At 68.8% G+C, this 25770-nt stretch carries 25 protein-coding genes; 16 read left to right on the forward strand and 9 right to left on the reverse strand.

All coding sequences use genetic code 11. The features are described 5' to 3' along the window. Nucleotides 1-469 (forward strand): EamA family transporter (locus tag MHZ35_RS06565; RefSeq protein ID WP_239434888.1); only part of this gene is annotated, 469 nt, incomplete at its 5' end. A 36-nt stretch (nucleotides 470-505) separates the two neighbouring features. On the opposite strand, the gene MHZ35_RS06570 is transcribed toward MHZ35_RS06565, so the two are convergent. After that, a complete protein-coding gene (locus tag MHZ35_RS06570; protein WP_239434889.1) occupies nucleotides 506-1045 on the reverse strand; it encodes a glycine zipper 2TM domain-containing protein in 540 nt (179 codons plus the stop codon). Between the two features lie 191 nt (nucleotides 1046-1236). On the opposite strand from MHZ35_RS06570, the gene MHZ35_RS06575 reads away from it, so the two are divergent. Beyond that, on the forward strand, nucleotides 1237-1845 hold the full coding sequence (locus tag MHZ35_RS06575) for a hypothetical protein (protein WP_239434890.1): 609 nt from the start codon (nucleotides 1237-1239) through the stop codon (nucleotides 1843-1845). Nucleotides 1846-1913: 68 nt separating this feature from the next. On the opposite strand, the gene MHZ35_RS06580 is transcribed toward MHZ35_RS06575, so the two are convergent. Together MHZ35_RS06580 and MHZ35_RS06585 are read right to left on the reverse strand one after the other, a co-directional pair. Next, nucleotides 1914-2612 carry a hypothetical protein gene (locus tag MHZ35_RS06580; RefSeq protein ID WP_239434891.1) on the reverse strand — a complete coding sequence of 233 codons (699 nt, stop codon included), beginning with the start codon at nucleotides 2610-2612 and terminating at the stop codon, nucleotides 1914-1916. 64 nt (nucleotides 2613-2676) lie between these two features. Then, the gene (locus MHZ35_RS06585) at nucleotides 2677-3507 is read right to left on the reverse strand and encodes a class I mannose-6-phosphate isomerase (protein ID WP_239434892.1); all 831 of its coding nucleotides are present in this window, start codon (nucleotides 3505-3507) and stop codon (nucleotides 2677-2679) included. 127 nt (nucleotides 3508-3634) lie between these two features. Between MHZ35_RS06585 and MHZ35_RS06590 the strand changes: the two genes are divergently transcribed. Both MHZ35_RS06590 and recN read left to right on the forward strand, forming a co-directional pair. After that, the gene (locus MHZ35_RS06590) at nucleotides 3635-4438 is read left to right on the forward strand and encodes an outer membrane protein assembly factor BamD (RefSeq protein WP_125961676.1); all 804 of its coding nucleotides are present in this window, start codon (nucleotides 3635-3637) and stop codon (nucleotides 4436-4438) included. 39 nt (nucleotides 4439-4477) lie between these two features. Next, entirely contained in the window at nucleotides 4478-6142 is a 1665-nt protein-coding gene (gene recN, locus MHZ35_RS06595) for a DNA repair protein RecN (protein ID WP_239434893.1), read from the forward strand. A gap of 115 nt (nucleotides 6143-6257) precedes the next feature. On the opposite strand, the gene MHZ35_RS06600 is transcribed toward recN, so the two are convergent. Continuing rightward, complete coding sequence (locus tag MHZ35_RS06600) at nucleotides 6258-6497, reverse strand: hypothetical protein (RefSeq protein ID WP_239434894.1); 240 nt, start codon at nucleotides 6495-6497, stop codon at nucleotides 6258-6260. Nucleotides 6498-6920: 423 nt separating this feature from the next. Between MHZ35_RS06600 and MHZ35_RS06605 the strand changes: the two genes are divergently transcribed. From MHZ35_RS06605 to MHZ35_RS06615, 3 genes are all read left to right on the forward strand, one after another. Continuing rightward, nucleotides 6921-7349, forward strand: a complete 429-nt coding sequence (locus MHZ35_RS06605) for a hypothetical protein (protein ID WP_239434895.1) — start codon at nucleotides 6921-6923, stop codon at nucleotides 7347-7349. A gap of 582 nt (nucleotides 7350-7931) precedes the next feature. Beyond that, nucleotides 7932-9572 carry a M28 family metallopeptidase gene (locus MHZ35_RS06610; protein WP_239434896.1) on the forward strand — a complete coding sequence of 547 codons (1641 nt, stop codon included), beginning with the start codon at nucleotides 7932-7934 and terminating at the stop codon, nucleotides 9570-9572. Between the two features lie 237 nt (nucleotides 9573-9809). Continuing rightward, nucleotides 9810-10643, forward strand: coding sequence for an NAD(P)-dependent oxidoreductase (locus tag MHZ35_RS06615; protein WP_239434897.1), 834 nt, complete (start codon nucleotides 9810-9812; stop codon nucleotides 10641-10643). On the opposite strand, the gene MHZ35_RS06620 is transcribed toward MHZ35_RS06615, so the two are convergent. The 4 genes from MHZ35_RS06620 to MHZ35_RS06635 all read right to left on the reverse strand — a co-directional run bounded on the left by MHZ35_RS06620 (nucleotide 10553) and on the right by MHZ35_RS06635 (nucleotide 15467). Beyond that, nucleotides 10553-11482 (reverse strand): DMT family transporter, encoded by a 930-nt coding sequence (locus MHZ35_RS06620; RefSeq protein WP_239434898.1) that lies wholly within the window; start codon nucleotides 11480-11482, stop codon nucleotides 10553-10555. The two genes, MHZ35_RS06615 and MHZ35_RS06620, sit on opposite strands and share 91 nt — an antisense overlap. Beyond that, entirely contained in the window at nucleotides 11479-12480 is a 1002-nt protein-coding gene (locus MHZ35_RS06625) for a threonine aldolase family protein (RefSeq protein ID WP_239434899.1), read from the reverse strand. The genes MHZ35_RS06620 and MHZ35_RS06625 overlap by 4 nt, the downstream gene beginning before the upstream one ends. Nucleotides 12481-12533: 53 nt before the next feature. Further along, the gene (locus MHZ35_RS06630; RefSeq protein WP_239434900.1) at nucleotides 12534-14756 is read right to left on the reverse strand and encodes a transglycosylase domain-containing protein; all 2223 of its coding nucleotides are present in this window, start codon (nucleotides 14754-14756) and stop codon (nucleotides 12534-12536) included. Between the two features lie 144 nt (nucleotides 14757-14900). Continuing rightward, entirely contained in the window at nucleotides 14901-15467 is a 567-nt protein-coding gene (locus MHZ35_RS06635) for an HNH endonuclease (RefSeq protein WP_239434901.1), read from the reverse strand. 96 nt (nucleotides 15468-15563) lie between these two features. On the opposite strand from MHZ35_RS06635, the gene gluQRS reads away from it, so the two are divergent. The 5 genes from gluQRS to egtD are packed head-to-tail and all read left to right on the forward strand — an operon-like array spanning nucleotide 15564 to nucleotide 19494. Beyond that, nucleotides 15564-16433 (forward strand): tRNA glutamyl-Q(34) synthetase GluQRS, encoded by an 870-nt coding sequence (gene gluQRS, locus MHZ35_RS06640; protein ID WP_239434902.1) that lies wholly within the window; start codon nucleotides 15564-15566, stop codon nucleotides 16431-16433. A gap of 9 nt (nucleotides 16434-16442) precedes the next feature. Beyond that, nucleotides 16443-16670: a twin transmembrane helix small protein gene (locus tag MHZ35_RS06645; protein WP_239434903.1), complete on the forward strand. Its 228-nt coding sequence runs from the start codon at nucleotides 16443-16445 to the stop codon at nucleotides 16668-16670. After that, a complete protein-coding gene (locus MHZ35_RS06650; protein WP_239434904.1) occupies nucleotides 16670-17239 on the forward strand; it encodes a cob(I)yrinic acid a,c-diamide adenosyltransferase in 570 nt (189 codons plus the stop codon). The genes MHZ35_RS06645 and MHZ35_RS06650 overlap by 1 nt, the downstream gene beginning before the upstream one ends. Before the next feature lie 15 nt (nucleotides 17240-17254). Beyond that, nucleotides 17255-18514 (forward strand): ergothioneine biosynthesis protein EgtB, encoded by a 1260-nt coding sequence (gene egtB / locus MHZ35_RS06655; protein WP_239434905.1) that lies wholly within the window; start codon nucleotides 17255-17257, stop codon nucleotides 18512-18514. Between the two features lie 8 nt (nucleotides 18515-18522). Continuing rightward, the gene (egtD, locus tag MHZ35_RS06660) at nucleotides 18523-19494 is read left to right on the forward strand and encodes an L-histidine N(alpha)-methyltransferase (RefSeq protein WP_239434906.1); all 972 of its coding nucleotides are present in this window, start codon (nucleotides 18523-18525) and stop codon (nucleotides 19492-19494) included. A 4-nt stretch (nucleotides 19495-19498) separates the two neighbouring features. On the opposite strand, the gene MHZ35_RS06665 is transcribed toward egtD, so the two are convergent. Further along, nucleotides 19499-20599 carry a DUF1176 domain-containing protein gene (locus MHZ35_RS06665; protein ID WP_239434907.1) on the reverse strand — a complete coding sequence of 367 codons (1101 nt, stop codon included), beginning with the start codon at nucleotides 20597-20599 and terminating at the stop codon, nucleotides 19499-19501. Nucleotides 20600-20671: 72 nt separating this feature from the next. Here MHZ35_RS06665 and MHZ35_RS06670 point away from each other — a divergent pair, with 72 nt between their 5' ends. From MHZ35_RS06670 to MHZ35_RS06685, 4 genes are all read left to right on the forward strand, one after another. Next, a complete protein-coding gene (locus MHZ35_RS06670) occupies nucleotides 20672-21541 on the forward strand; it encodes a 3-hydroxybutyryl-CoA dehydrogenase (protein WP_239434983.1) in 870 nt (289 codons plus the stop codon). A 272-nt stretch (nucleotides 21542-21813) separates the two neighbouring features. Then, nucleotides 21814-22569 carry a trehalose-phosphatase gene (otsB, locus tag MHZ35_RS06675; RefSeq protein ID WP_239434908.1) on the forward strand — a complete coding sequence of 252 codons (756 nt, stop codon included), beginning with the start codon at nucleotides 21814-21816 and terminating at the stop codon, nucleotides 22567-22569. Beyond that, nucleotides 22566-24365 carry a glycoside hydrolase family 15 protein gene (locus MHZ35_RS06680; RefSeq protein ID WP_239434909.1) on the forward strand — a complete coding sequence of 600 codons (1800 nt, stop codon included), beginning with the start codon at nucleotides 22566-22568 and terminating at the stop codon, nucleotides 24363-24365. The genes otsB and MHZ35_RS06680 overlap by 4 nt, the downstream gene beginning before the upstream one ends. After that, the gene (locus tag MHZ35_RS06685) at nucleotides 24362-25756 is read left to right on the forward strand and encodes an alpha,alpha-trehalose-phosphate synthase (UDP-forming) (protein WP_239434910.1); all 1395 of its coding nucleotides are present in this window, start codon (nucleotides 24362-24364) and stop codon (nucleotides 25754-25756) included. Before MHZ35_RS06680 ends, MHZ35_RS06685 begins: the two co-directional genes overlap by 4 nt. The last annotated feature ends 14 nt before the right edge of the window (nucleotides 25757-25770 follow it).

The raw sequence follows: 25770 nt of genomic DNA on the forward strand, positions 1-25770 counted from the left end.
GCTGGCGCTGGGGGCGGGCGGTGCGCTGTGGATCAGCCTGACGATCGCGCTGAGCTTTGCCTTCTATGGCCTGATCCGCAAGCTGGCACCCGTCGAGGCGTTCGAGGGGCTGACGGTCGAGACGCTGCTGCTGGCGCCGTTTGCGCTGGCCTATCTCGTCTGGCTGTCGGGCCACGGTGGCATGAGCTTCGGCCGGGAGGGTGGGACCACCGCGCTGCTGGTGCTGGCGGGGGCGGTCACCACGGTGCCGCTGCTGCTGTTCGCGGCGGCCGCGCGCGAGCTTCGCATGGCGACGTTGGGCCTGCTCCAGTTCCTGGCGCCGACCATGCAGTTCCTCTTGGCGATCACGCTGTTCGGCGAGCGGCTGGACCCGGCCAAGCTGCTGAGCTTCGGACTGATCTGGGCCGGGCTTGCGGTCTATGTCGGCGGCAGCGTCCTCGGCCGCACGCGGCGGGACGCAGTCGCCTGACGGAAGCGGGGCCGGCAGGCGCCGGCCCCTCCAGGCTTAGCGGCAGACCACCTCGCGACGGTCCAGCGAGCGGCCGAGCAGTGCGCCGCCCGCACCGCCGATCAGCGTCCCCAGCAGCTGCGAGTCGCCGTTGGTGAGGATGTTGCCCAGCACGCCACCGGCCAGGCCGCCGACGATCAGTCCGGTCGTGCCGTCTGTGCGGCGGCAGTAGTAGCGGCCGTTGCTGCCGCGGTAGACGCGGTCGTTCCGGCTGAGGTAGCGCGGCTGGTAGTAGTTGCCGCCGCGATAGTAGCGATCGGCATAGTAGCGGCCCTGGCCACGCTCGTACCGGTTGTAGTCGTAGTTGCGGTACTGGCGCCAATCGCGCTGGTTCTGGACGGCGCGGCGCCGGTCGTCGCGGCGATCCTCGCGGCGTTCGTTCCAGCGTCGCTCGTTCCGCTCGCGCTGCTGCCGGGCGCGGGCATCGCGATAATCCTGATCGCGCCATCCCTGCGCGGCCGGCGCTGCCGACGCTGCAGCCGGGATGGTGGGAAGAACCATGGCCGCCATCAGGCTGGCGATCAGGGGAATACGCATGACAGTCTCCACTTGGCTTTGATGCGTGAAGAACGGTGCGATGGAGTCCCGGGTTGCGTGAACGGCATACTACCTTCCGTTCATCCAGAGGCCAGCAAGCGAGGCGGAGAGCGATGCATGATGGCCAAGAATGGGTGGGGAGCCACCATTGTCCCGTTGGCCTTCAATGCGTCGTTTGCTATTCTGCTTGAATGACAAGTCCGCTCGGCGAAAATATCCAGCGTGAATGGGATAACGAGCCTCTTTCCGACGAACTCTGGGACGCACTAGAGGCAAAGAAGAGCAACCAAGCGACCGGCTTGGCGATGCTGACCGACCTAGCGTCGGGCGGCTCCGCATTGGCGATGATGTATCTTGGACATGCCTGCGTTACCGATAACGGCCAAGCTAGTTTGGTTTTGGGAGAAGAGTGGCTGAAACGTTCAGCCGATGCGGGCTCGATTGAAGGTCGCTTACAATTGGCAGTTCACTACCAACGGCAAGAGCGTTGGACCGATGCCGAAGCTGAACTCAGAGCGCTTGTGGCTCAAGACTATGCGCCAGGAATGTATGCCCTCGGGCACTTACTCTATGCAAGACACTCGGGACAGAAGTCCGTGTCAGAGGCTATTCGTTACCTCAAGCTAGCAAAGGCTGCCGGTCATCTCCCCGCGACGGGTCTCCTTTCTTGGATTTACCGAAAAGAGAAATTTGGACTGCGTGGACGAGTAATTTCGCATTGGCATTGTGCAGCTAAAATCCCATCTGCGATCTGGTATCTTTGGAGATATCCGAACAGCGACAGACTTCGACGGGGCTAGGGATTGCCGTTCTACCGAAGCTACGTCCGCAAGTGGGCGCTAGCTGCCGCTCTCGTTCAGGCCGCAACCTAGTCCGCGTCTGCCGAGCCGAGTGCCTCGGCCATGCCCGCGGCGGCTTCGCGCAGCATCGCTTCGGATTGCGCGGCGGCTTTCAGGAAGTCCGCCTGGGAGGCGGGCGTATAGTTGCAGCCGACGAACAGATGGTCCGCGGGAGGGGACGGGGGCGCCTCGCCGCCGAACGCCTTGGCCAACGCCGCCTCGATCGAACCGCCGGTCGGTTCATAGGCGCCGAGCATGGGGCCGGTCTCGGGATCCACGAAGCGGTAATATTGCTCGGCGACCTTGACGGGCGCGCGCTCCATCTTCTGCGCGGCGATGAAGGCCGCCGCCTTGTCGCGCGGCCAGAACGTCACGACCCAGTCCTTCAGGAAATAGACGGTGGAGACCTGCTCCCCCAGGAACGCGACGGGCTTGGAGAGCGTGTAGCCGTAGAGGCCGATCACGCCCTTTGTCTCCTCGCTCTCCTTGATCTCCCGCATCCAGGCGGGCGGCTTGCCCTGGAGGAACAGCGCCGTGGCGAACGCGACCGCGGCCGGATGGGACCGGCAGGCGAGCGCCTCGCCCAGCGTCTCGGGCGTAAGCGGGATGTCCTCGTCCTCCACCGCGTCCTCGGTCGCCTCAGGCTCGGCCTCGTCGGCCTGGGCGAGCGCGGGCAGGGGCAAGGCAAGCGAGAGCGGAAGCAGCAGGCGCAGCAGAGTCGCGTTCATCAACCAACCTGTCGAACGGAGGCGGGGCCGACCCGACCGCGGGCGCGCGGGTCGGCCGTGTGGATCAGGCGGCGATGCGTTCGCTGCCCGGGTAGGCGAACAGCAGGTCGGCGCCTTCGCCGGCTTCGACCTGGGTGGTGCCGGTCAGCGTCAGGCACTCGCCGGCCTTGAACGGCGTGCCGTCGGCGGTGCCCTCGCCGGTGACGGGCACGAGCCAGCCGGTGGTGCCTTCGGGAAGCGTCACGGTGCGGGAGCCGGCGGGCCAGCGCTCCAGCACGAATTTGGGGCCTTCGACCAGGATGGTGCGGTCCTCGGCGATCTTGCCAGGTGCGGCCGGGGCGACGAAGGGCACGGCGTCCGACACGGCGACGCCGTCGTCCAGGTGCAGCTCGCGCGGGCGGCCATAGTCGTAGAGGCGGTAGGTCGTCTCGGAGTTCTGCTGGATCTCGATCAGCGTGATGCCCGCCCCGATCGCGTGGACGGTGCCCGAGGCCGAGTAGAAGAAGTCGCCCGCCTTTACCGGCTTCCAGTCGAGCTTGTGCTCGATCGAGCCGTCCTCGGCCGCCGCGCGCAGTTCCTCGTGGGTCATGGGGGCAAGCGTGCCGAGCGCGATGGTCGAATCCGGCTCGGCGGCCAGGATCACCCAGCATTCGTCCTTGCCGCGCGGCAGGCCGCGGGCCTGGGCCTGGGCGTCGTCGGGGTGGACCTGCACCGACAGCTTCTCGCTGGTGAAGAGGTACTTCACGAGCAGGTCGGGGGTCGAATCGCCGGGCGACTTGAACCAGACCTCACCGATAGGATCGCTGCCCGGGGCCGGATCGGGGAAGCCGGGCCACAGGTCGGTGCGGCCCCAGGGCTTCTCGACGCGGTGGGTTTCGAGCATCGTCGCGGGCAAGTCGGTTCTCCGTTCTCGTGGGGCACAAGGCATCGGGATGCACGACGGGGCCGCCGTGCATCCGATCGGTTTCACGTTGCGCGAAAGCTATTGTTCGCGCCACCCCTAAGCGGCTAGGACGCAGCTCATGCGTAAGTCCCTGTTCCGTGCAAGCACGCTGGTCCTGTTCGCCGCTGGAGCGGCAACCCTCTCCGGCTGCGCGCGCAGCGGGGGCGGCTCCGCCGACACGCCCTATGTGGCGCGCGACGTGGGCACCCTCTACACCGCGGCGAAGAACCGCCTGGATCGGGGGCAGTACAAGCTCGCCGCCGGCCTGTTCGACGAGGTCGAGCGCCAGCATCCCTATTCGGTGTGGGCGCGCCGTGCGCAGGTGATGGGCGCGTTCAGCTATTACCTCGACAAGGACTATGCGAAGGCGATCGCCGGCGCGCAGCGGTTCCTGACGGTGCACCCGGGCAACCAGGAAGCGCCCTACGCCTATTACCTGATCGCGCTGTGCTATTACGAGCAGATTGCGGACGTCACCCGCGACCAGAAGATCACCGACCAGGCGATGACCGCCCTGGGTGAACTGATCCGCCGCTATCCCCAGACCAACTATGCCGCCGACGCGCGCCTGAAGCTCGACCTGGTCCGCGACCATCTCGCCGGCAAGGAAATGGAGATCGGCCGCTTCTACGAGCAGCGCGGCCAGTGGCTGGCGGCGTCCATGCGCTTCCGCCGCGTCGTCGACGAGTATCAGACCACCACCCATGCGCCCGAGGCGCTGATGCGCCTGACCGAAACCTATCTGGCGCTGGGCGTGCCGGACGAAGCGCGCAAGGCCGCGGCCGTGCTCGGCGCCAACTATCCCGGCACCGAATGGTACGAGCGCGCCTACAAGCTGATGCAGGAGCATGCGCCCCAGACCGCGGCCGCCAAGGACGCCTGACGCGCGCGATCCCCGACCCCGGACGATGAGGACGGATCGATGCTGACGGCACTGTCGATCCGCGACGTCGTGCTGATCGAGGCGCTGGACCTGGAGTTCGGCGCCGGGCTGGGCGTGCTGACCGGCGAGACCGGGGCGGGCAAGTCGATCCTGCTCGACGCGCTCGGCCTTGCGCTCGGCGCACGCGGCGACACCGGGCTGGTGCGCGATGGCGCCACTCAGGCGGTGGTGACCGCAAGCTTCGATGCGCCCTCGGCCGGCACGCCGCTGGCCGCCATCGTCGAGGAAAACGGGCTGGAGCTGGAGCCCGGCGAGCCGCTGATCGTGCGCCGGCTGGTGAAGCGCGACGGCGGCAGCCGCGGGTTCGTCAACGACCAGCCGGCGTCGGTGGCGCTGCTGCGCGAGATGGGCCAGCATCTGGTCGAGGTCCACGGCCAGCATGACGATCGTGGCCTTCTCAACCCGCGTGGCCACCGCGCCCTGCTCGATGCCTTTGCGCGGATCGACGCGCGGGAGGCGGCTGCCGCCTATCGCAAGTGGCGCGATGCCGAGGCGGCGCTCGGCGAAGCGCAGGCGGAGATCGAGACCGCCCAGCGCGACCGCGAGTGGCTGGAACACGCCGTCGCCGAACTCGACGCGCTCGCGCCCGAGCCGGGGGAGGAGGAGGCGCTCGCCGACCGCCGCCGCCTGATGCAGCGCGCCGAAAAGGCGTCCGACGATCTGCGCGCAGTGGAAACCTTGCTGGAAGGATCGGGCGGCGGCCTCTCGCAGCTGCGCCAGGCGGCGCGGGTGCTGGAGCGGCTGGGCGACGACCATCCCGCGCTCGCCGAGGCGCTGGCGGCGGTAGATCGCGCGGTGATCGAGGGGGCAGTGGCCGAGGACCGGCTGCGCGAGGCACGCGCGGCGCTGGCGTTCGATCCGCGCGCGCAGGAGGAGGATGAGGCACGCCTGTTCGAGCTGCGCGGCGTCGCGCGCAAGCATCGCGTGCGGCCGGACGAACTCGCGGATCTCGCCGACGAGCTGCGCGGGCGGCTGCGGCGGCTGGAATCGGGCGAGGAAGGGATCGCCGCGCTGGTGGCGGAGGTCGCGACGGCGCGCGGCGCCTATGATGCGGCGGCCGAGGCGCTGACCGAGCGGCGGACGGCGGCGGCGGGCGCGCTGGGCCGTGCGGTCGCGGGCGAGCTGGCGCCGCTCAAGCTGGAGGCGGCGCGCTTCCGCACGGTGGTGGCGCTGCTGGGCTCCGAGCAATGGTCGGCCGCGGGCAAGGACCGGGTCGAGTTCGAGATCGCGACCAACCCGGGCACGCCGTTCGCGCCGCTGATCAAGATCGCGAGCGGCGGCGAACTGTCGCGCTTCATCCTGGCGCTGAAGGTCGCGCTTGCCGAGGAAGGCGGCGCGGGGACGATGGTGTTCGACGAGATCGACCGCGGCGTCGGCGGCGCGGTGGCGTCGGCGATCGGCGACCGCCTCGCGCGGCTGGCGGAGCGCACCCAGGTGTTGGTGGTGACCCACAGCCCGCAGGTCGCCGCGCGCGGACGGCGGCACCTGCTGATCGCTAAGCGCAGCGACGGGGTGGTGACGCGCACCGGCGTGACCCCGCTTGATCCGGCGGAACGGCGCGAGGAGATCGCGCGGATGCTGTCGGGGGCGGAGATCACCGACGAGGCGCGCGCGCAGGCGGCCCGGCTGATCGACGCCGCCTGAGGGGGGGCATTGCGGGGTGCTGGGTGGTGAACCTCTAACAGCGGACGTCCGCTTCCGCCCATAGTCGGCCGTTCAGCGCTAGACTGTCGCTTTCTGAAAGCGGACGCGCGGGCTGTCAGTCTAACCAGCGTGTGCGCGGCTCTTGCGAGGCCAGCGCGATGGTGTTCGCATCCCGCTCTTCGATGTTGATGACGTGCTTGGCGGTGAAGGGAAGTTCGCTGCCAAGCCAGAATTCGTTGTTCTCAGCGATGGCGTCCGGTTCGTTATCGAGAACCCCAAGATACCCGTTTGCCGTGCGCTTCCGAACAAGGACCCACATCCGCTCGACAGCGACATTCTCGTCGGCGTTATCCACGCTGATGCGGAAAATGAGTTTGGCAAGATCACGGCCTGAAGGCCCTCTCGCCTGTGCCGCTTAGGTATCCAGAATGTGTCGGGCGCTCGGGCGTGGTAAGCCTCTCCGTCCTCAAGGCACCACCCGTCTATGTCAAAGTCTGGTTCCCGCATGTGACGAGCTTAGCGCGATGCTGAGCGTCTGCAATGCGCTGCCGGTCGCCGAAAGCGAACTGTCCGCTTTCCACCACTTCCGGTCCTCCGCAACAGAGACACCCTCCGCTCGGCCTGCCGAGGCCGCAGAAACGCTGGCAGGGGCCTGGAACGCATCGCTGTACCCCAGCAGTGCCTACCTTCACCGGCAGCCCCCTACTTCGAACATGAGGCGCCGTGCTATGGATGACCCATGCTCGGTCTAAAGCTAGCCTCGTGCGCCCTTCTCTTCATGGGGGTTCTTACCCCTTCGGCGAACGCATGCCGCGTGTTGCAAACACCGGAGAAAAGGATCGCGAATGTATACGCTGAGGAGCCCGAACTGCGGGTGGCGCTGGTGACTGTGACCGAAGCTCGGCACCTCAGCAATTCAATGACCCGAAGGATGCAGGCCCTTTTCGAAAGCTACGAGGCTCCGTGGCGCGTCACCGCTTCGATCAACCAGACGGTCCATGGGGGCGACTCACCCGAGCTGGTCGTCTTCGACAGGGGGTGGGGAGCTGCGGCATGTGATGACGAAACGCCGATGCCACGTCCAGGAGATCGTTGGGTGATCTACTATGTTGCTGACCACGAGATTGGCGCAACGAAAGTCATCCTGAGCTACCCGCTGGATACCGCGAAGCGCGTGGACCCCCGACTACATGGCCTGGGCAGCTAATCCACACCGGACGTTCACTTGGGTAAGCCGGTTGCCTGAAAGCCAGCGTTCGTGAGAAACCAGCGAGGTGTTTATTCGGGGTGCGCTGATGCCAGAAAAGACCGTCGATGCGGTGCTTGACTACCCACCTGCTTGGGCGGTCGCTAAAATTCTGACGCTGTCCGTCTTCATGATTGCGACCGCTGAGTGGTGGGTTCGGCGCTCGCCCTTGATGCTGGCAGTAGACCTACTTCTAGTCGGCCTTTGGTTGGCAATCCGGCGATTGAAGCCCGTCGATTATGATCCCAGATGGCCGCGCAAGCTTAGATACGACCCCTGATCCGCAGGGCAGCGGCAGCTTGGACCTTCCAACGCCCCAAAATGGACCGTCCGTTTCCCCTCCTAATGCGACAGTCAGGTCAGCGATCGGCGGAGCGACCGTGACCGCCCGGTTGCCGACGCGAAATCGCTCAAGCGATGAATGACGATGGACGCAGGTTATGGGGGCTTGAACCACGTTTCCTGGCGCCTGTGGCATGCCGCTTCTGATTGCAGCTATCCTGCTCTAGGGTGGTGCTTTCTCTCCCTCCCCGAAAGTTGCCGATGCGTTCCCTGCTGCTTTGCCTGCCGTTGCTTTCCCTGATCGCGGCACAGCCCGCGCTTGCCCAAGCCGCGCCTGCGGTGTCCACGGCCGAGGCGGCGCTGACCCCGAAGCAGGCGGCGCTGAAGGCGCATGTCGCGTTCCTGGCCTCCGACGCGCTGCGCGGGCGGGAGGCGGGGACGCCGGACTATGACGTGGCGGCGGAATATGTCGCGGCGCAGATGCTGGCGGCGGGGCTGACGCCGGGTGGCAAGGACGGCAGCTGGTTCCAGCCGGTGCCGCTGGTCGCCGCCAAGCCGGCGGGCGAGCCGACGATGGCGCTACGCGTCGCGGGGCAGGTCGTGCCGATGGCGTTCGGGACCGACTGGACGATCCGGGTGACGCCCACTGCCGAGCGCGTCGCGCTTTCCGCGCCGGTGGTGTTCGCGGGCTATGGCATCATCGACAAGGCCAGCGGGCGGGACGATTATCGCGGGCTGGACGTGCGCGGGAAGATCGTCGCGATCCTCTACAGCGGGCCCAAGGGGCTCAACAGCGAGATCGCGGCGCACCTGAGCAACCGGCTCGACCGCGCGCGGGTCGCCAAGGCGCATGGCGCGGTGGGCGTGGTGGTGATCGAGACCAGCCAGATCCACCAGGTGTTCCCGTTCGAGGCGATGGCCGAGGGCTGGGACACGCGCGGCGTGACCTGGGCGGACGCGGCGGGCAAGCCGCGCGACGCCGGCGTGCCGACGCTGGGCGTGCTGAGCTTTGCCGGTGCGGAGAAGCTGTTCGCGGGATCGAAGATCCGCTGGAGCGACGTGCGTGCCGCGGACGATGCCGGCAGGAAGCTGCCGACGGGGGCGCTGGCGGCGACGCTGTCGACGGAGCAGCGCTTCACGATCGAGCATGTGCCGAGCGCCAATGTGGTGGGCATGCTGCGCGGCTCCGACCCGACGCTGTCGAGCGAAGTGGTGGTGCTGTCTGCCCACCTCGACCACATCGGCGTGACCAAGCCGGTCGATGGCGATGCGATCAACAACGGCGCGCTCGACAATGCGATCGGCATCGCCTCCATGCTGGAGGTTGCCAAGGCATTCGGCGCGGCGGGCACGCGGCCGAAGCGGAGCCTGTTGTTCGTGGCGGTCACCGCCGAGGAAAAGGGGCTGATCGGCTCCGACTATTTCGCGGTGCACCCGACGGTGGCGAAGGAGAATGTGGTCGCCAACGTCAACCTGGACATGCCGATCCTGACCTATCGCTTCGTCGACCTGGTCGCGTTCGGGGCGGACCGGTCGAGCATCGGACCGGCGGTGGCGGCAGCGGCCAAGGCACGCGGCCTCGCGCTGGTGCCGGACCCGGCGCCCGAGGAAGCGGACTTCGTGCGCACCGACCATTACAGCTTCGTACGGCAGGGCGTGCCTTCTGTGTCGCTAAACCCAGGACCCGGCGGGCCGGGGGCGGCGGCGACCAAGGCGTTCCTGGAGAACAACTATCACCAGCCCTCGGACGAAATCGGGCTGCCGATCGACTGGAAGGCGGCGGAGGACTTCGTCGACGTGAACCAGGCGATTGCGCGCACGCTGGCGGATGCGCCGGACCGGCCGCGCTGGAACAAGGGCGATTATTTCGGGACGCTCTACAAAGGGCCGATGGCGAAGTAGGCGGGTCGCGCAGGATCCCACCCCCGTTTGTCTCGAGCAGGGATCGAGCTTGTCGAGAGCCCGTGTCGAGAGGGAGGCGCGACCTCTCGACACGAAGGGGAGGGGTGCAGGCGGGCTGTGAGAACGGCGTCGAAAGAGCCGCAAGCGATTTCTCGATACGCCGTCTCGACAGGCTCGACGGCTACTCGAAACAAACGGGTAGGAGGGATGGCGTGGTGAGGATGGGGTCGGTCTAGGATGCGGATGCTGGTGTTGGGGCTGGGCTATGCCGCGGGCGTTGCTGCCGAGCGGCTGCGCGTGCGGGGCTGGCGGGTGATGGGCACGAGCCGAGACGGGCGTGATGGGACGATCGCGTTTGGCGATGCCGATCGCGTCCGCTTCGAGATTGCTGCGGCTGATGCGGTGTTGTCGAGTGTGCCGCCCGAAGGCGACTTGGACCCGGTGCTGGCGGCTTATGGCGCGACGCTGGCCGAGCGCGGATGCTGGCTCGGCTATCTGTCGTCGACTGGGGTCTATGGCGATGCCGGGGGCGGCTGGGTGGACGAGAGCGCGCCGCTAGGCGGGCGGCGGCCGGCGCGGGTGGCGGCGGATCGGGCGTGGCTGGCGCTGGGCGCGCGGGTGCTGCGGCTGCCCGGCATCTATGGTCCCGGGCGCTCGCCGCTGGAGCGGGTGCGGGCCGGGAGCGCACATCGGGTGGATCTGGAGGGCCAGGTGTTCAGCCGCGTGCATGTCGAGGACATCGCCGCTGGCGTGGCTGCCGCGCTGGACGGGCCAGCGGGGGCGTACAATCTCTCCGACGATCTGCCGGCGGATCAGAATGCGGTGGTCGACTATGCTGCGCGGCTGCTGGGGATGCCGCCGCCGCCGTTCGTGCCGCTCGAAAGCCTGTCGCCGATGGCGCAGGGTTTCTATGCCGAGAACCGGCGAGTGGCGAACGGGCGGGCGAAGCGCGTGCTCGGCTGGCGGCCGCGCTATCCCGACTATCGGTTCGGCCTGCGCGCGCTCAATGCGATGACCAGCCCGGTGAGTACCAGCAGCGCGCCGCCTCCGGCGAGCAGCGACCAGCGATAGCCCTCGAACAGTGTCGACAAGAGCATCGCAATCACCGGCACGACGACGCCGTTGTACGCCGCCTTGGCCGGGCCGATCGCGCGGATGATGCCGAAGTAGAGCGCAAACGCGATCGCCGAGCCGAAGATCGCGAGATAGAGGATGCCCGCGACATAGGCCCAGCGCCAGTCGAATACCGGGGGGCCGACGGTCGCGGTGGCGAAGGCGGCATCCATCGCCGCGCCCATCAGCATGGCGATGCCGAGCACCGGCGCCATCGGATAGCGCTTGGCGGCCTTGGTCGCCTGCATGACGTTGGCGACGGAGGCGCAGAGCACGCCGGCAAGGGTGATGCCCATGCCGAGCAGCACCGTGTCGCTGTCGGCCGCTGCCTGGCGCAGCTCATGCACGAACAGTAGTGCGACCCCGGCCATGGCGATGCCGGAGCCGACCAGCAGCTGGCGGCCCATGCGCTGGCCAAGGAAGATGCGCGCGAGCGTCGCATTGGGGACGATCAGCAGCGCGTAGACGACGGCGACCAGGCCGGAGGTCACGAACTGTTCGGCGCGATAGACGAAGTTGAAGTTGAGGCAGAATTGGGTGAGCGCCAGCACGGCCGCGAAGCTCCAGCCGCGCGCGTCGAGGCGCAGCGACTCGCGCCGGAGCAGCGCCCACACCAGCATGGCGATGCCGCCGACGCCGAAGCGATACGCGACCGACCAGGTCGGCGGCACCACGCCCAGCTGGTCACGGATCACGATCCAGGTCGATCCCCAGATCAGCGTGACGATCCCGAACGGGATCAGCACGCCCAGCGTAGCGGAGCGCGGCGTCTCGCCGGCGGGGACGGGCGTGGTCACAGCGCCGCGATGGCGTCGGCGAGCGGGCGGATCTGCTCCTCGGTCTGGTCCCAGGAGGTGACCAGCCGGATCTCGCCCGGCGCCCAGTCGTAGAAGTCGAAGCCGAGCGCGCGCAGCGAGGCGGCTTCCTCGGGGCTCGCGCGCAGGAACACCTCGTTCGCCTGGACCGGGTGGACGAGGCGGTCGCCTGCGGCCCGCGCGAGCAGCGCGGCCCCGGCGTTGGCGGCACGCGCGTTGGCGAGCCACAGGTCGTCCTCCACCATTGCCAGGATCTGCGCGGCGAGGAAGCGGCCCTTGGAGGCGAGCAGGCCGGCGCGCTTGCGGCGGTATTTGGTCGCGGCGGCGAGTTCGGGCTTGAAGAACACCAGCGCCTCCGCGCTCATGCCGCCGTTCTTGATGAAGCCGAAGCTCAAGGCGTCGACGCCGGCCTTCCAGGTGACCTCGGCGGGCGAGCAGCCGAGATGCGCGACGGCATTGGCGAAGCGGGCACCGTCCATGTGCAGGCCCAGGCCCCGGGCGCGGGTGATCGCGCCGATCGCTGCGACCTCTTCGGGCGTGTAGACCAGGCCATATTCGGTGGCGTTGGTGATGGAGACGGCGTGCGGCTGGACCCAGTGGACGCCGTCGACGATGCGGTCGAGGCGGGCGGTGAGCGCGTCGGGCGTGAGCTTGGCGCCGGGGCCCTCGACCAGCAGCAGCTTGGCGCCGTGGGTGTAGAATTCCGGCGCGCCGCCCTCGTCGTTCTGGATGTGCGCGTCGGCGTGGCAGACGACGGCGCCGTGCGGCGGGCAAAGTGCTGCGAGCGCCAGGCAGTTGGCGGCGGTGCCCGAAGGAACCCACAGCGCCGCGACCTCGGTCTCGAACAGCTCCGACAGGCGGCCGTCGAGCGATTGGCTGAGCGCGTCGCCGTCATAGGCGGTGTCGAGCCGGTTGGCGGCGAGGATCGCCTCGATCACCTGCGGGCAGGCGGCAGCGGCATTGTCGGAGAAGAAGCGCATGGCCGCGCCTTGGGCGGCGGCGCGGCCGAGGTCAACGGCTAGCTAGGCCGCGCTCACTCTTCGTCTTCAGGCAGGCGGCGGGCGTCGGGTTCCCGCGGCGGCGGGGGCGGGCCGCGGCGGTCGCCGTTGCGGTCCACCACGATGCCGCCGTCCCGGTCGAGGCGCAGGTTGAGGCCCAGCCCCTGGACCTGTCCCTCCAGCGCGTCCGTCGCCTCGTCGATCCTGGCACCGGCCTCGTCGATCGCGTCGCCTGCGATGTCGACGCTGTTGTCGATCGCCTCGTCGAAGTCCTCGTTCACCTCGGGCGGCGGGGGCGGCAGTTGCACGCCAAGCGCCTCGGTCATGAAGTCGCGCCAGATCCGCGCGGGCAGGCCGCCCCCGGCGAGGCCGGGGTTGGGCGTGTTGTCGTCGTTGCCGAGCCACACGCCCGCGACGATGTCGCCGGCATAACCCACGAACAGCGCGTCGCGGGAATCCTGGGTGGTGCCGGTCTTGCCGAACGCCTCGATGGGCAGGTTCGCCTGGTGGCCGGTGCCGCGGATCGAGGCGGCGAGCAGCTCGCGCATGCCGTCGAGTTCGCGGCGGCCGAGCGGGCGGCTGCTGTTGCGCAGCCGTTCGAACCAGCTGGTCTGTTCCTCGGCCTTCAGGCCATGCGGGCGGACCGGCGCCTCGCCGGCCGCGATCGCGGCATAGGCTGCGGTGAGTTCGAGCAGTGAGACGTTGGCGGTGCCGAGCGCGATCGTCGCCTCGTTGGGGATCGGGGTCGAGATGCCGAGGTCGCGGGCGGCGCGGATCACGTTGCGCACGCCCACTTCCTGCGTCAGCCGCGCCGAGGCGACGTTGCTGGAGCGGGCAAAGGCGCGGGTGAGCGGGATGGTGCCGAGATAGCGGCCGTCGCTGTTCTTGGGGCTCCAGTCGCCGATCGTGAGCGGCTCGTCCTGCACCGGCGAGTCGGGGCTGAGGCCGGAGCGCAGCGCCGCGAGGTAGACGAAGAGCTTGAAGGTGGAGCCGGGCTGGCGGCGCGCCTGCACCGCGCGGTTGAAGGGGCTGTCCTTGTAGTTCTTGCCGCCGATCATCGCGATGACGCGGCCATCGGGGTGCATCGCGACCAGCGCCACCTGGGTCTGGCGCAGGCCGGCACGGCGAACCGCACGCTCGGCGGCGCGCTGGATGCGGCTTTCCAGCGTGGTGGTGACGCGCAGGTCGGTGCCGACGCCGCCGGCGCGGTCGCGCGCCGCCGGGATCACCCAGTCGGCGAAGTAGGTGCCGCTGGGGAGATCGTCGCCCTTGGACACGCGGAGCTTGGCGGGCTTCACCGCCCGTGCCTCGGACGCGGTCAGGAAGCCGGCGGCCTTCATCGTCGAGACGACCACGGCCTGCCGCTCGCGCGCGCCCTTCAGGTTGCCGGTGGGAGCGAGGCGGGAGGGCGCCTTGACCAGCCCGGCCAGCATCGCTGCCTGCGCGGTATTCAGGTCCTGCGGCTTGCGGCTGAAATAATGCTCGGACGCGGCCGACAGGCCATAGGCGTTGTCGCCGAAATAGACGTTGGAGAGATAGCGGGAGAGGATCTCGTCCTTGGTCAGCCAGGCCTCCAGCCAGAAGGCGATCATCACCTCGCGCAGCTTGCGCGCGGCGGTGCGGTCGGAGTCGAGGAAGGCGTTCTTCGCGAGCTGCTGCGTGATGGTGCTGCCGCCCTCGCGCACGCCGCCGGACATGGTGTTGTGCACCATGGCGCGCAGGATTCCGCGCGGGTCGATGCCCCAGTGGCTGTAGAAGCGGCGGTCCTCGACGGCGAGGAACGCCTGGGTCACGCGCTTGGGAAGCTTGGTCGCGTCGACCGGCTTGCCGATGTTGGCGCCGCGCTGCGCGATCGGCTTGCCCTCGGCAGAAAGCAGCGTGATCGAGGGCGGCAGCGGCGGCTGCAGCGACTTCGACAGGGGGGCGGTGAGCGCCAGCCAGGCGATCGCCAGCACCAGCAGGATGATGCCCGCCGCCACCAGCCGGATCGTCCAGCGCAACCAGCGGGGGCGGCCGCTGCGGACCGGAGGAGCAGGCGGCGGCGGCGGGGGCGGCGGTGCCCCGAAGCCGCCGTTGTTGCCGAGCGGCGTGGCGGTGCCGGCACCGGCGCCAGCCGCCAGATCGAACTCCGCCAGCGCGGCATCGAACTGCGCCATCCGCGCACGGCGCTGCTGCTCCAGCTCGCGCAAGGCGGTGGAGGAGCGGCCGACGCGGGCCGGATCGAGCGGGCGGCCTTGCGGAAAGGGATCGTCTTGCATCTGAAGGGCTGTGTTACGTCTCTAGCACAGCATCCGCAAGCGCGGGTGCGTCGCGGTGGTGCGCAAGGAGCCGCTAGCGCAGGAGCTAGGCGAGGAAAAGGCAGGTGGGGGTGCGAGACGTGGCTGGCTTGACCGGCCCGGCCCTCAGGCCTCCAGCTCGGCGTCCCAGTAGAGCCAGTCGTGCCAGGTATCGTGCAGGTGGTTGGGCGGGAAGCGGCGGCCGTGTTCCTGCAACTGCCAATTGGTCGGGCGGATCGGCGCGATGTGGAGCGGCATGGCTGCCTGGGCGGGGGTGCGGCCGCCCTTTCTGAGGTTGCACGGCGCGCAGGCGGTGACGACATTCTCCCAGGTGGTGCGGCCGCCCTGCGCACGCGGTACGACGTGGTCGAAGGTCAGATCCTTGGGCGCGCCGCAGTACTGGCAGGCGAAACGGTCGCGCAGGAACAGGTTGAAGCGGGTGAAGGCGGGAAAGGCGGAGGGGCGGACATATTGCTTGAGCGCGATCACCGAAGGAAGCTTCAGCGAGGCGGTGGGGCTGTGTACTTCGCGTTCGTAATGGGCGACGATGTCGACCCGGTCGAGGAATACCGCCTTGATCGCGGTTTGCCAGGGCCACAAGCTCAAGGGATAGTAGCTGAGCGGCGTATAGTCGGCGTTCAGCACAAGGGCCGGGCAACTGTCCGGATGGCGCATCAGATCGGGATGAAACATGCGTTCCCCTCGCCCTCGTTCCCGGCTGCCTATGACAGCGCGTGGTGACAAGGGCATGACAGCATGGGCCAACAGGGCCGGTCAAGGGGGAGTTGCATGAGCCGCACCAGTCGCTTCGCGCCGAGCCCCACGGGACGGCTGCACCTGGGACACGCCTGGTCGGCGGTGCAGGCCCATGCGCTGGCGCGGGCGAGCGACGGCCGCTTCCTGCTCCGCATCGAGGACATCGACCAGGGCCGCAGCCGGCCCGAGCATGTCGAGGGGATCCTGGCGGACCTCGCCTGGCTGGGGCTCGATCACGACGGGCCGGTGCTGTTCCAGTCGCAACGGCTGCCGATCTACGCCGAGGCGCTCGACCGGCTGAAGGCGCAGGGGCTGGTCTATCCGTGTTTTTGCACCCGCGCCGACATCGCGCGCGAAGTGGCGGCAAGCGCATCCGCTCCCCACGGCAGCGACGGGCCGGTCTACCCGGGAACCTGCCGCGAGCTTGCGCCCGATGTCCGCGCCCGCCGGCTCGCGGTCGAGCCGCACGCCTGGCGGATCGACATGGCGCGCGCGGTAGCGGTCGCCGGCCCGCTCGAATGGCACGATGCTTATGCGGGCGTGGTGCGCGCTGATCCGCAGGGTCAAGGCGATGTCGTGCTCGCCCGTAAGGACGCGGGCGTCAGCTATCACCTGGCGGTGACCGTGGACGACGCGGCACAAGGCGTCACCGACGTGGTACGCGGCCGCGACCTGTTTGCGGCGACCCATGTCCATCGCCTGCTCCAGGCGCTGCTCGCCCTGCCGACCCCCTTCTACCATCACCACCGGCTGCTGGTGGGCAGCGATGGCGAGCGGCTCGCCAAGCGCCATGGCGCGCCGACGCTGGAGTCCCTGCGGCTGGCGGGCGTCGATGGGCGGGCACTCGCAGGCGAGCTGAGGGCGGAGCGCCTGCCGCTTGGCTTCGCGCTGGCAAGCGCCTAGGCTCCCCGCATGAACACGTTTCTCGTCCTGCTCCTGATCGCGGCGATGATCGCGACGGTGGTTGCGCTGGTCCGTGGCGTCGTCACGTTCCTGAAGACCTCCGGTGAGGAGGCGCGGGGGCAGGGGCCGAGTGCGGCGAGCGTGAAATCGAACAAGATGATGCAGGCGCGGATCCTGTTCCAGGCGATCGCCATCCTGATTGTGGTACTGATCCTGTTCGCGGCGGGGCGCACCTGATGGTCAAGCTCAACAAGATCTACACCCGCACCGGTGACGACGGCACCAGCGGCCTGGCCGACGGTTCGCGGGTTGCGAAGTCTTCCTTGCGCATGACGGCGATCGGCGACGTGGACGAGGCGAACAGCGCCATCGGCGTCGCGCGCACGGCACTGGGGCACGGCATCGTCGAGGAAGCACTGGCGCGGATCCAGAACGACCTGTTCGACCTGGGCGCGGACATCGCCACTCCGCTGGTGGAAGGGGAAGCGCCGGGCGCGGCGCTTCGCATCGTCGCCTCTCAGGTCACCCGCCTGGAGCAGGAGATCGATCGGCTGAACGACGAGCTGAGCCCGCTCACCAGCTTCGTGTTGCCGGCAGGGGACGCGTCCGCGTCCGCTCTCCACCTCGCGCGCGCCATCGCCCGGCGCGCCGAGCGTAGCGCGGTTGCCGCTACCCAGGATGCGATGCTGAACCCGCTGGCGCTCGCCTATCTCAATCGTCTGTCCGATTATCTGTTCGTCGCCGCCCGCTGGGTGAACCAAGCCGGGGCCGGAGACGTTCTCTGGGTTCCAGGGGCACAACGATAGGCGAAGCGGCGGGCGATGCAGGACATTCAGTACGAGCCTGCGTATCCCCCGCTCCAGAGTCGGTTCGCCGGGGTGCGCGCCTTGAGCGAGGCGCTGGTCGCACCGCTCTCGGATGCCGACGCCAGCGTCCAGTCGATGCCCGACGCGTCGCCCGCGAAATGGCATCTGGCGCACACCAGCTGGTTCTTCGAAACCTTCGTGCTGCGGGACCATGTGCCGGGCTACACGCTGCACGATCCGCGCTTCCCCTTCCTGTTCAACAGCTATTACGAGGCAGAGGGAAAGCGGCATGCCCGCGCCCGCCGCGGCATGGTGACTCGCCCGACGCTCGCGGAGGTGCTCGCCTATCGCCGCGCGGTGACCGAGGCCGTGCTGGCGCACTGGGCGCGCCTGCCGCCGTACGCCTTGGAGCTGGTCGAGCTCGGTTGCCACCACGAACAGCAGCACCAGGAACTGCTGCTCACCGACATCCTGCACCTCTTCTCCGAGAACCCGATCGAGCCGGCGCTGTGGCCTGCGCCGCGCAAACAGCCGGTCGCGGTGCCGCCGCCCACCGGCTGGATCGAGCATGGCGGCGGCATCGTCGAGGTGGGGCATGATGGCGGGGGCTTCGCCTTCGATTGCGAGGGGCCGCGCCACCGGGTGCTGCTGAACCCCCATGCGATCGGGGATCGTACCGTCACCAATGGCGAGTGGGCGGCCTTCATTGCCGACGGCGGCTACCGCGAGCCGCGCCACTGGCTGTCGGACGGCTGGGCCTGGGTGCAGCGCGAGGGGATCACCACGCCGCTCTATTGGGCGGAAGGCGAGGGCGGCGGCTGGACCCGCTTCGGGCTGGATGGACGGCGTCCGATCGATCCTGCCGCCCCGGTCACGCATGTCAGCTTCTTTGAAGCGGATGCCTATGCCAGCTGGGCGGGCGCACGCCTGCCGACCGAGCAGGAGTGGGAAGCGGCAGCCGCGGGTGAGGATGCCTGCGGCGGTAACCAGCTGGACGGGGCCGGGCCGGTCGAGCCGCGTCCCGCCGCGGCCGCTCCCGCCTTCTTCGGCGATGTGTGGGAATGGACCGGCAGCGCCTACCGTCCCTATCCGGGGTTCCACGCGGCCGAGGGCGCGGTCGGCGAGTACAACGGCAAGTTCATGAGCAGCCAGTTCGTGCTGCGCGGAGGCTCCTGCGCCACGCCGCGCGGGCACCTGCGCGCCAGCTACCGCAACTTCTTCTACCCGCACCAGCGCTGGCAGTTCACCGGCGTGCGGCTCGCGAAGGACCTTTGATCCCCCTGATGCCAGGACACCACGCTGCCGCGCCGGCCGCCGTCGACCCGCGCTTCCGCGCCGACGTGCTCGCCGGCCTTTCCATGCGCCCGCGTGCGATTCCGGCGCGCTGGTTCTACGACCGCCGCGGATCGGAGCTGTTCGAGGAAATCACCCGGCTGCCGGAATACTACCCGACCCGGACCGAAACTGCGCTGCTCCACCAGGCGGTGACGGAGGTCGCGGCGCTGTGCGGGGCGGGCCGTGCGGTGGTGGAGTTCGGGTCGGGTTCCTCGGCCAAGACACCCATCCTGCTGGGCGGCATCGCACCCGCCGCTTATGTGCCGATCGACATCTCGGGTGACTTCCTTCGCGACTCCGCCGCCGAGTTGCAGCAGGCATTCCCGACCCTGCCGGTCCTGCCGCTGGAGGCGGACTTCCTTCGCCCCGTGACGCTGCCCGGCGCCGTCGACGGCCAGCCCAAGCTCGGCTTTTTTCCCGGCTCGACGATCGGCAACATGGAGCCCCATGCCGCGGTCGACCTGCTGCGGGCGATGCGCGGATCGCTTGGGCAGGGCGCGCAGCTGCTGATCGGGATCGACCGGGTGAAGCCGGAGGCGGTGCTGGTTCCCGCCTATGACGACGCCCAGGGCGTCACCGCTGCCTTCAACTGCAACCTGCTCGAACGGATCAACCGCGAGCTGGAGGGGACGATCCCGGTCGCGCACTTCGTCCACCGGGCGATCTGGAACGACGCCGCCTCCCGCATCGAGATGCATCTGGAAGCGACGCGCAACCTGCGCTTCACCGTCGCTGGCCAATCGTTCGAGATCGGCGCGGGCGAGACGATCCACACCGAGAACAGCCACAAATATGGGGAGCGCGGTGCCCGCGTGCTGCTGCGCGCCGGGGGCTGGACCCCGATCGGCGAATGGTCCGACGAGCAGGGCTGGTTCGCGCTGATCCTGGCGGAGGCGCAGCCCTTCGCGACTGCGCCCTAGCGCCTCAGCGCACGACCCGGGCGCGCCACGTCGGCAGGTACACCTTGCTGCCGCGGCACTCCGGCATCTCCTCCTGTCGGGAGAGGCGGAAGCGGGTGCCGTCCCAGACGAACTCCTGGCGGATGCCGCAGTCGCCGAGCCCACGGCCCCGCGCGAAGCTGGTGAGCACCTCATTCTCGAAGCTGCCGTCGACCACGTTCTGGATCGGCGAGTCGTCTTCGGACATGCCCGACGGCGCGTCGAACTGCGCCGGGGTGTGCTTGCCGTCGCGCACGGTGAACACCGCCATCATCAGGTTATAGGCGCCCGACGAGCAGGGGAGCAGGACGAGGGTGCGGTCGCCGAGCGGCTTGGCCTGCGGCGGGCCGAGGTCGCGATCGGTTTCGCATCCCGCCTCGCGTTTCATGGCCGCGACGCGGGCGGGATCGAGCAGTGCGGCTTCCCCGCGTACCGGCACGGCCCGGATCACCGGAAGTGCGGGGGCGGGGGCCGTATCCGCCTTGCTCCCGCGCGCGACCAGTGCGCCGCTGGTGCCGGCGCGTCCCTGCCGTTCGTCCATCCAGCGAAGTGCGGCGGCGGCGCCCGACAGGCTCACCGTGCCGATCGCCTTGCCCGTGCCGTCCGAGACAGCGAGCCGCCGTCCGTTGCCGAGCGCGGCCGCGATCCGTTCCGCATCGGCGCCGTCGAATTGCACCGCGCCATCGGCTGCCGTGCCGCCCTTGGCGAGTTGCGTCCCGCCTACCGAGATGGTGACCGGCGGCAGGCGCTCCTTCTGTCCCGTGATATGCACCTCGGGCACCGCTCCCGGTCCCGCCGCACGGTCGAGGGTCAGCATCAGCGTCGGCTGGATCTCGTCTTCCGGCGCAAGCGCCACGGCCCGGCACGCAAGCCCATTGTCGCAGCCGACGATCCAGTCCCGGAACGTCTTGGTCTCGGCAGGCTTCGGGGAAGCGTGACTGTCCGCATCCGCCTGCTGCGGTGTCTGGGCAAGCGGCTGGGGCGCAGCGGCGGTCTGGCCCGGCTGGGCGTTGGCAGGCGCGGAATCGTCGCCGCAGCCGGCGAGAGGCAGGAGGAAAAGGCAGGCGAGCAGGGAGAGGCGGTGCATGGGGCGACACTATCGCGCTGTGCCGGCCGTCGAAACCCGCTATTGCCCCCGTCAAAGACAGGAGGATGGATGATGCAGGCAGTCGGAGTGATCGGCGCAGGGCAGATGGGGGCGGGGATCGCCCAGGTGGCGGCGCAAGCCGGCTATCGCGTGCTGCTGTCGGACGTGTCGGTCGAGCGCGCCGAAGCAGGCAAGGCGGGGATCGCCAAGCAGCTTGCCCGCGCCGTCGAGAAGGAAAAGATTACCGCCGAAGATCGCGATGCGGCGCTCGGGCGCATCGAAGCGGTAGGCGACGTCGCCGCCATGGCGCCCTGCGACCTGGTCATCGAGGCGGCCACCGAGCGTGAGGCGATCAAGCGCGCGATCTTTGCCGAGGTGGGCAAGGTGCTGGGTCCCGATGCGATCCTGGCGAGCAACACCTCGTCGATCCCGATCACCCGCCTGGCGCAGGCTTCGCCCGATCCGGCTCGCTTCATGGGCGTGCACTTCTTCAATCCCGTGCCGGTCATGGGGCTGATCGAACTGATCCGCGGGCTCGCGACCTCTGACGAGACGGTGTCGCGCGTCGAGGCGTTCGGCCGGTCGCTGGGCAAGCGCATCGTCCATGCGAACGACGCGCCCGGCTTCATCGTCAATCGCGTGCTGATGCCGATGCTCAACGAGGCATGCTTTGCGCTGGGAGAGGGCGTGGCGACGATCCCCGACATCGACGCCGCCTGCCAGCTCGGGCTCAACCACCCGATGGGGCCGTTCACACTCGCCGACTTCATCGGGCTGGACACCTGCCTGGAGATCACGCGCGTGCTGTTCGAGGGGACGGGGGACCCCAAGTTCCGGCCCGCGCCGCTGCTGGTGAAGTATGTCGAAGCCGGCTGGTATGGCCGCAAGACCAAGCGCGGCTTCTATGACTACACGGGCGCGGAGCCGGTGCCGACGCGGTAGGCGACCGGCGGGGTGAGGCTTCTGCTGGGCTGCCAACGGTAGCCCAGCACTCCGTATCCCCGCGCAGGCGCGGATCCAGGGCCAAGCAGAGCAACGGCGGGCAGTCCCTGGAACCCTGGGCTCCCGCTTTCGCGGGAGCACGGAAAGCGAGCGTGAGGCGGATACGCCTGCCCCCCCAGTGGTCGAGCGCATGCGGGGGCGCTAAAGGTCGTTCCTGGGACGAAATGGTCGACTGCGCGAAACGAATGCGCGGCTGTGGGGTTAGGAGAGGCATGCAAGTTTCGTCGGCGTCCGCGGCTCTGGTCGAGCCTCCATTTTCTCTGCTTCGTGATGCAAGCCTGTTCCTGGATTTCGACGGGACGCTGGTGGAACTGGCCCAGCGGCCGGACGGCGTCGCCGTCGACGAGGCGCTCCACACGCTGCTGCAACGCCTGGGCGAGCGGCTCGACGGGCGCGTGGCGATCGTCAGCGGGCGCTCGATCGCGCAGATCGACGACTTTCTCGGTCGTTCGCTTGGGCGGATCGCGGTCGTGGGCAGCCATGGCGCGGAGATCCGCCGCGCCGGCGGCGCGATCGTCCGGCCGGAGCGCCCTGCGGCACTGGAGACCGCCGAGGCTGCGTTCACGGAGCGCTTCGGGAATCGCCCCGGCGTCGTCATCGAGGTGAAGTCGCTGGGGGTCGCCATCCACTACCGCATGGCGCCCGAAGTGGAGGCGGAGGCCCGGGCGCTGGTGGAGGCCTTCGCACGGCATGACGGGCTAGAGGTACAGCACGGGAAGATGATGGCCGAGCTGCGCATGGCCGGCCATGACAAGGGCACCGCGATCGCCGCGCTGCTGGAGGATGCGCCGTTCCTCGGCCATGCGCCGATCTTCGTCGGCGACGACCTGACCGACGAGCCCGGCTTCGTGTTGTGTGCCCGTCATGGCGGTGCCGGCATCCTGATCGGCAGCCCGCGCGATACCGCGGCCCGGTTCCGGATCGAGGACGTGTGGAGTCTGCGCCGCTGGCTGGAGGCGGCGGCTTGACGGCGACGCTCGATCTCTGGCCGATCGGCAACTGCCAGGTGTCCGCGCTGGTCGATCGGGCCGGCCGCTTCGTCTGGGGATGCGTCCCGCGTGTCGACGGTGAGCCGACCTTCTGCTCGCTGCTCGACGACCGGCCCCGGGGTGGCGAGGAGGGTTCGAGCGGCTTCTGGGACATCGACCTCGAAGGCTGCGTCGAGACCCGCCAGTCCTACGTCCGCAACACCCCGGTGCTGATCACCCGGCACAGCGACGCCGACGGCAACGCCATCGAGGTGGTCGACTTCGCGCCGCGCTTTCGCCGCAACGGGCGCATGTATCGGCCGGTGGCCTTCTGCCGCATCGTCCGGCCGGTGGCGGGATCGCCGCGGGTGCGCGTGCGGCTGCGCCCGGCGCGCGACTGGGGCGCGCAATCGCCCGAGCGGACGCGGGGCAGCAACCATATTCGCTACCTGCTGAACGACATGACGCTGCGGCTGTCGAGCAACGCGCCGATCGGCTGGATCGAGGAGGAGCGCCTGTTCCGGGTAGAGCGCCCGCTCTATTTCTTCCTGGGGCCGGACGAGAGCTTCGCGGCCGCGATCCCGACCGCGATCGATGCGATGCTCGACCGGACGGTGCGCGAATGGCGGCATTGGGTGCGGGATCTCGCCACGCCGGCGGAGTGGCAGGATGCCGTGATCCGCGCGGCGATCACGCTGAAGCTCTGCCAGCACGAGGAGACCGGCGCCATCGTCGCGGCGCTCACCACTTCCATCCCCGAGCATGCGGGGTCGCAGCGCAACTGGGATTATCGCTTCTGCTGGATCCGCGATGCCTATTACACGGTGCAGGCGCTCAACCGCCTCGGCGCGCTCGACGTGCTGGAGGGCTATCTCGAATATCTGCGCAACATTGTCGACAACGCCAAGGGCGGGCACATCCAGCCGCTCTATGGTGTGGGTGGCGAGGCGCAGCTTCCCGAGCGCATTGCGGAGAGTCTCCCCGGCTATCGCGGGATGGGCCCGGTCCGCGTCGGCAACCAGGCCTATGAGCAGGTTCAGCACGACGCCTATGGGCAGATCGTGCTGTCGAACGCCCAGGCCTTTTTCGACCAGCGGCTGTTCCGGATCGCCGGGCAGGGCGACTTCGAGGCGCTGGAGCCGGTAGGCGAGCGCGCCTTTGAGGCGTTCGACAAGCCCGACGCGGGGCTTTGGGAACTGCGCACGCGCAGCCACGTGCACACCTATTCCGCCGCGATGTGCTGGGCGGCATGCGACCGGCTGGCAAGCGTGGCGAAGCACCTGGGGCTCGCGGATCGTGCCGCCTTCTGGCGCGACCGTGCGGACACGATGCGGCAGCGCATCGAGCAGGCGGCGTGGCGGCCGGACACGAAGCGCATGTCGGCGACCTTCAGCGGCGACGATCTGGACGCGAGCCTGATCCAGCTGCTCGACCTGCGCTTCGTCGCTCCCGACGACCCGCGCTTCCGCGGCACGCTGGAGGCGGTGGAGGCGGGCCTGCGCCGCGGATCGCACATGCTGCGCTATGCGACCGAAGACGATTTCGGCCTGCCGCATACTGCCTTCAACGTCTGCACCTTCTGGCTCATCGAGGCATTGCACGCGACGGGGCGTGTCGAGGACGCGCGCGTCCTGCTGGAGGAGATGATCGAGCGGCGGACGCCCGCAGGACTTCTTTCGGAGGATATCGATCCAAGCACCGGGGAGCTGTGGGGCAATTACCCCCAGACCTATTCGCTGGTGGGGCTGATCAATTCGGCGATGCTGCTCAGCAAGCCGTGGACGGAGGTACGATGAGTCGCCTGATCGTGATTTCGAACCGCGTGCAGGCGCCGACCGCCGCCGACGCAGGGGGTGCACAGGGCGGCCTTGCGGTGGCGCTGACGGCGGCGCTGCGCGAGGAGCACGGCATCTGGTTCGGCTGGTCGGGCGAGACCGGGGAGGACCACAAGCTCCGGTTCGAGACCTATGAGGGCGTGACCTCCGCGGTCATGGACCTGTACGAGCAGGACGTGGAAGAATATTACGACGGCTTCGCCAACCGCACGCTGTGGCCGCTGTTCCACTATCGGCTCGACCTCACCGAGTTCGAGCGCGACTTCCAGGGCGGCTATGAGCGGGTGAATCGCGTCTTCGGCCAGGCGATCGGCCCGCATATCGAGCCGGACGACGTGGTGTGGGTCCACGATTATCACATGATCCCGCTCGGTTGGGTGCTGCGCCAGCAGGGCGTGAAGAACCGCATGGGCTTCTTTCTCCACATCCCCTGGCCGCCGACCCGCCTCCTGGTCGCGCTTCCGCAGCATCGCCGGCTGGTCGAATCGCTGTTCGCCTATGACGTCGTCGGTTTCCAGACGGAGGAGTGGCTCGAATCCTTCCGCCACTATGTCGTGACGGAAATGGGTGGCGTGCTGTCGGACGGCGACTGCGTGACCGTGGGCGGCCGGACCATCCGTGCGATCGCCTGCCCGATCGGCATCGACGCGGACTCCTTCATCAAGGCTGCCAATGGCCCCGTTGCTAAGGCGACCCAGCTGCGCATGCTCGAAAGCGCGGTTGGCCGCAGCATGATGGTGGGCGTCGACCGGCTCGACTATTCGAAGGGCCTTGCCGAGCGCTTCTCGGGCTATGAGCGGTTCCTCCAGAACCATGCCGATCGCCGCGCGCTGGTCTATCTGCTGCAGATCGCGCCGCCGTCGCGCACTGCGGTGCAGAGCTATCGCGATATTCGCGACAATCTGGACGCCATGTCCGGGCGCATCAACGGCGCCTATGCCGATATCGACTGGGTCCCGATCCGCTACGTCAACCAGGGCTATCCGCGCGACGTGCTGGCGGGGATCTACCGCGCGGCCCGGATCGGCCTCGTCACCCCCTTGCGCGACGGCATGAACCTGGTGGCCAAGGAATTCGTGGCGGCGCAGGACCCGCATGACCCCGGCGTGCTGATCCTGTCACGCTTCGCGGGTGCGGCTGCGCAGATGCCGCAGGCGGTCCTCTGCAATCCCTACAGCGCCGAGGACGTGGCCGACGCCATCGACAAGGCGCTGCGCATGTCGCGCGAGGAGCGCATCGCCCGGTGGAAGCCGATGTTCGACAACGTCCGCAACGAGGACGTCCTGTGGTGGCGCCGGCGCTTCCTGGATACGCTCACCAACGCGCCGCTGTGCGAGCGGAACACGATCTAGGCCCGGCCGCTGCG

Source organism: Sphingomonas sp. ACRSK, assembly GCF_022346685.1.
Lineage (GTDB): Bacteria > Pseudomonadota > Alphaproteobacteria > Sphingomonadales > Sphingomonadaceae > Sphingomonas > Sphingomonas molluscorum.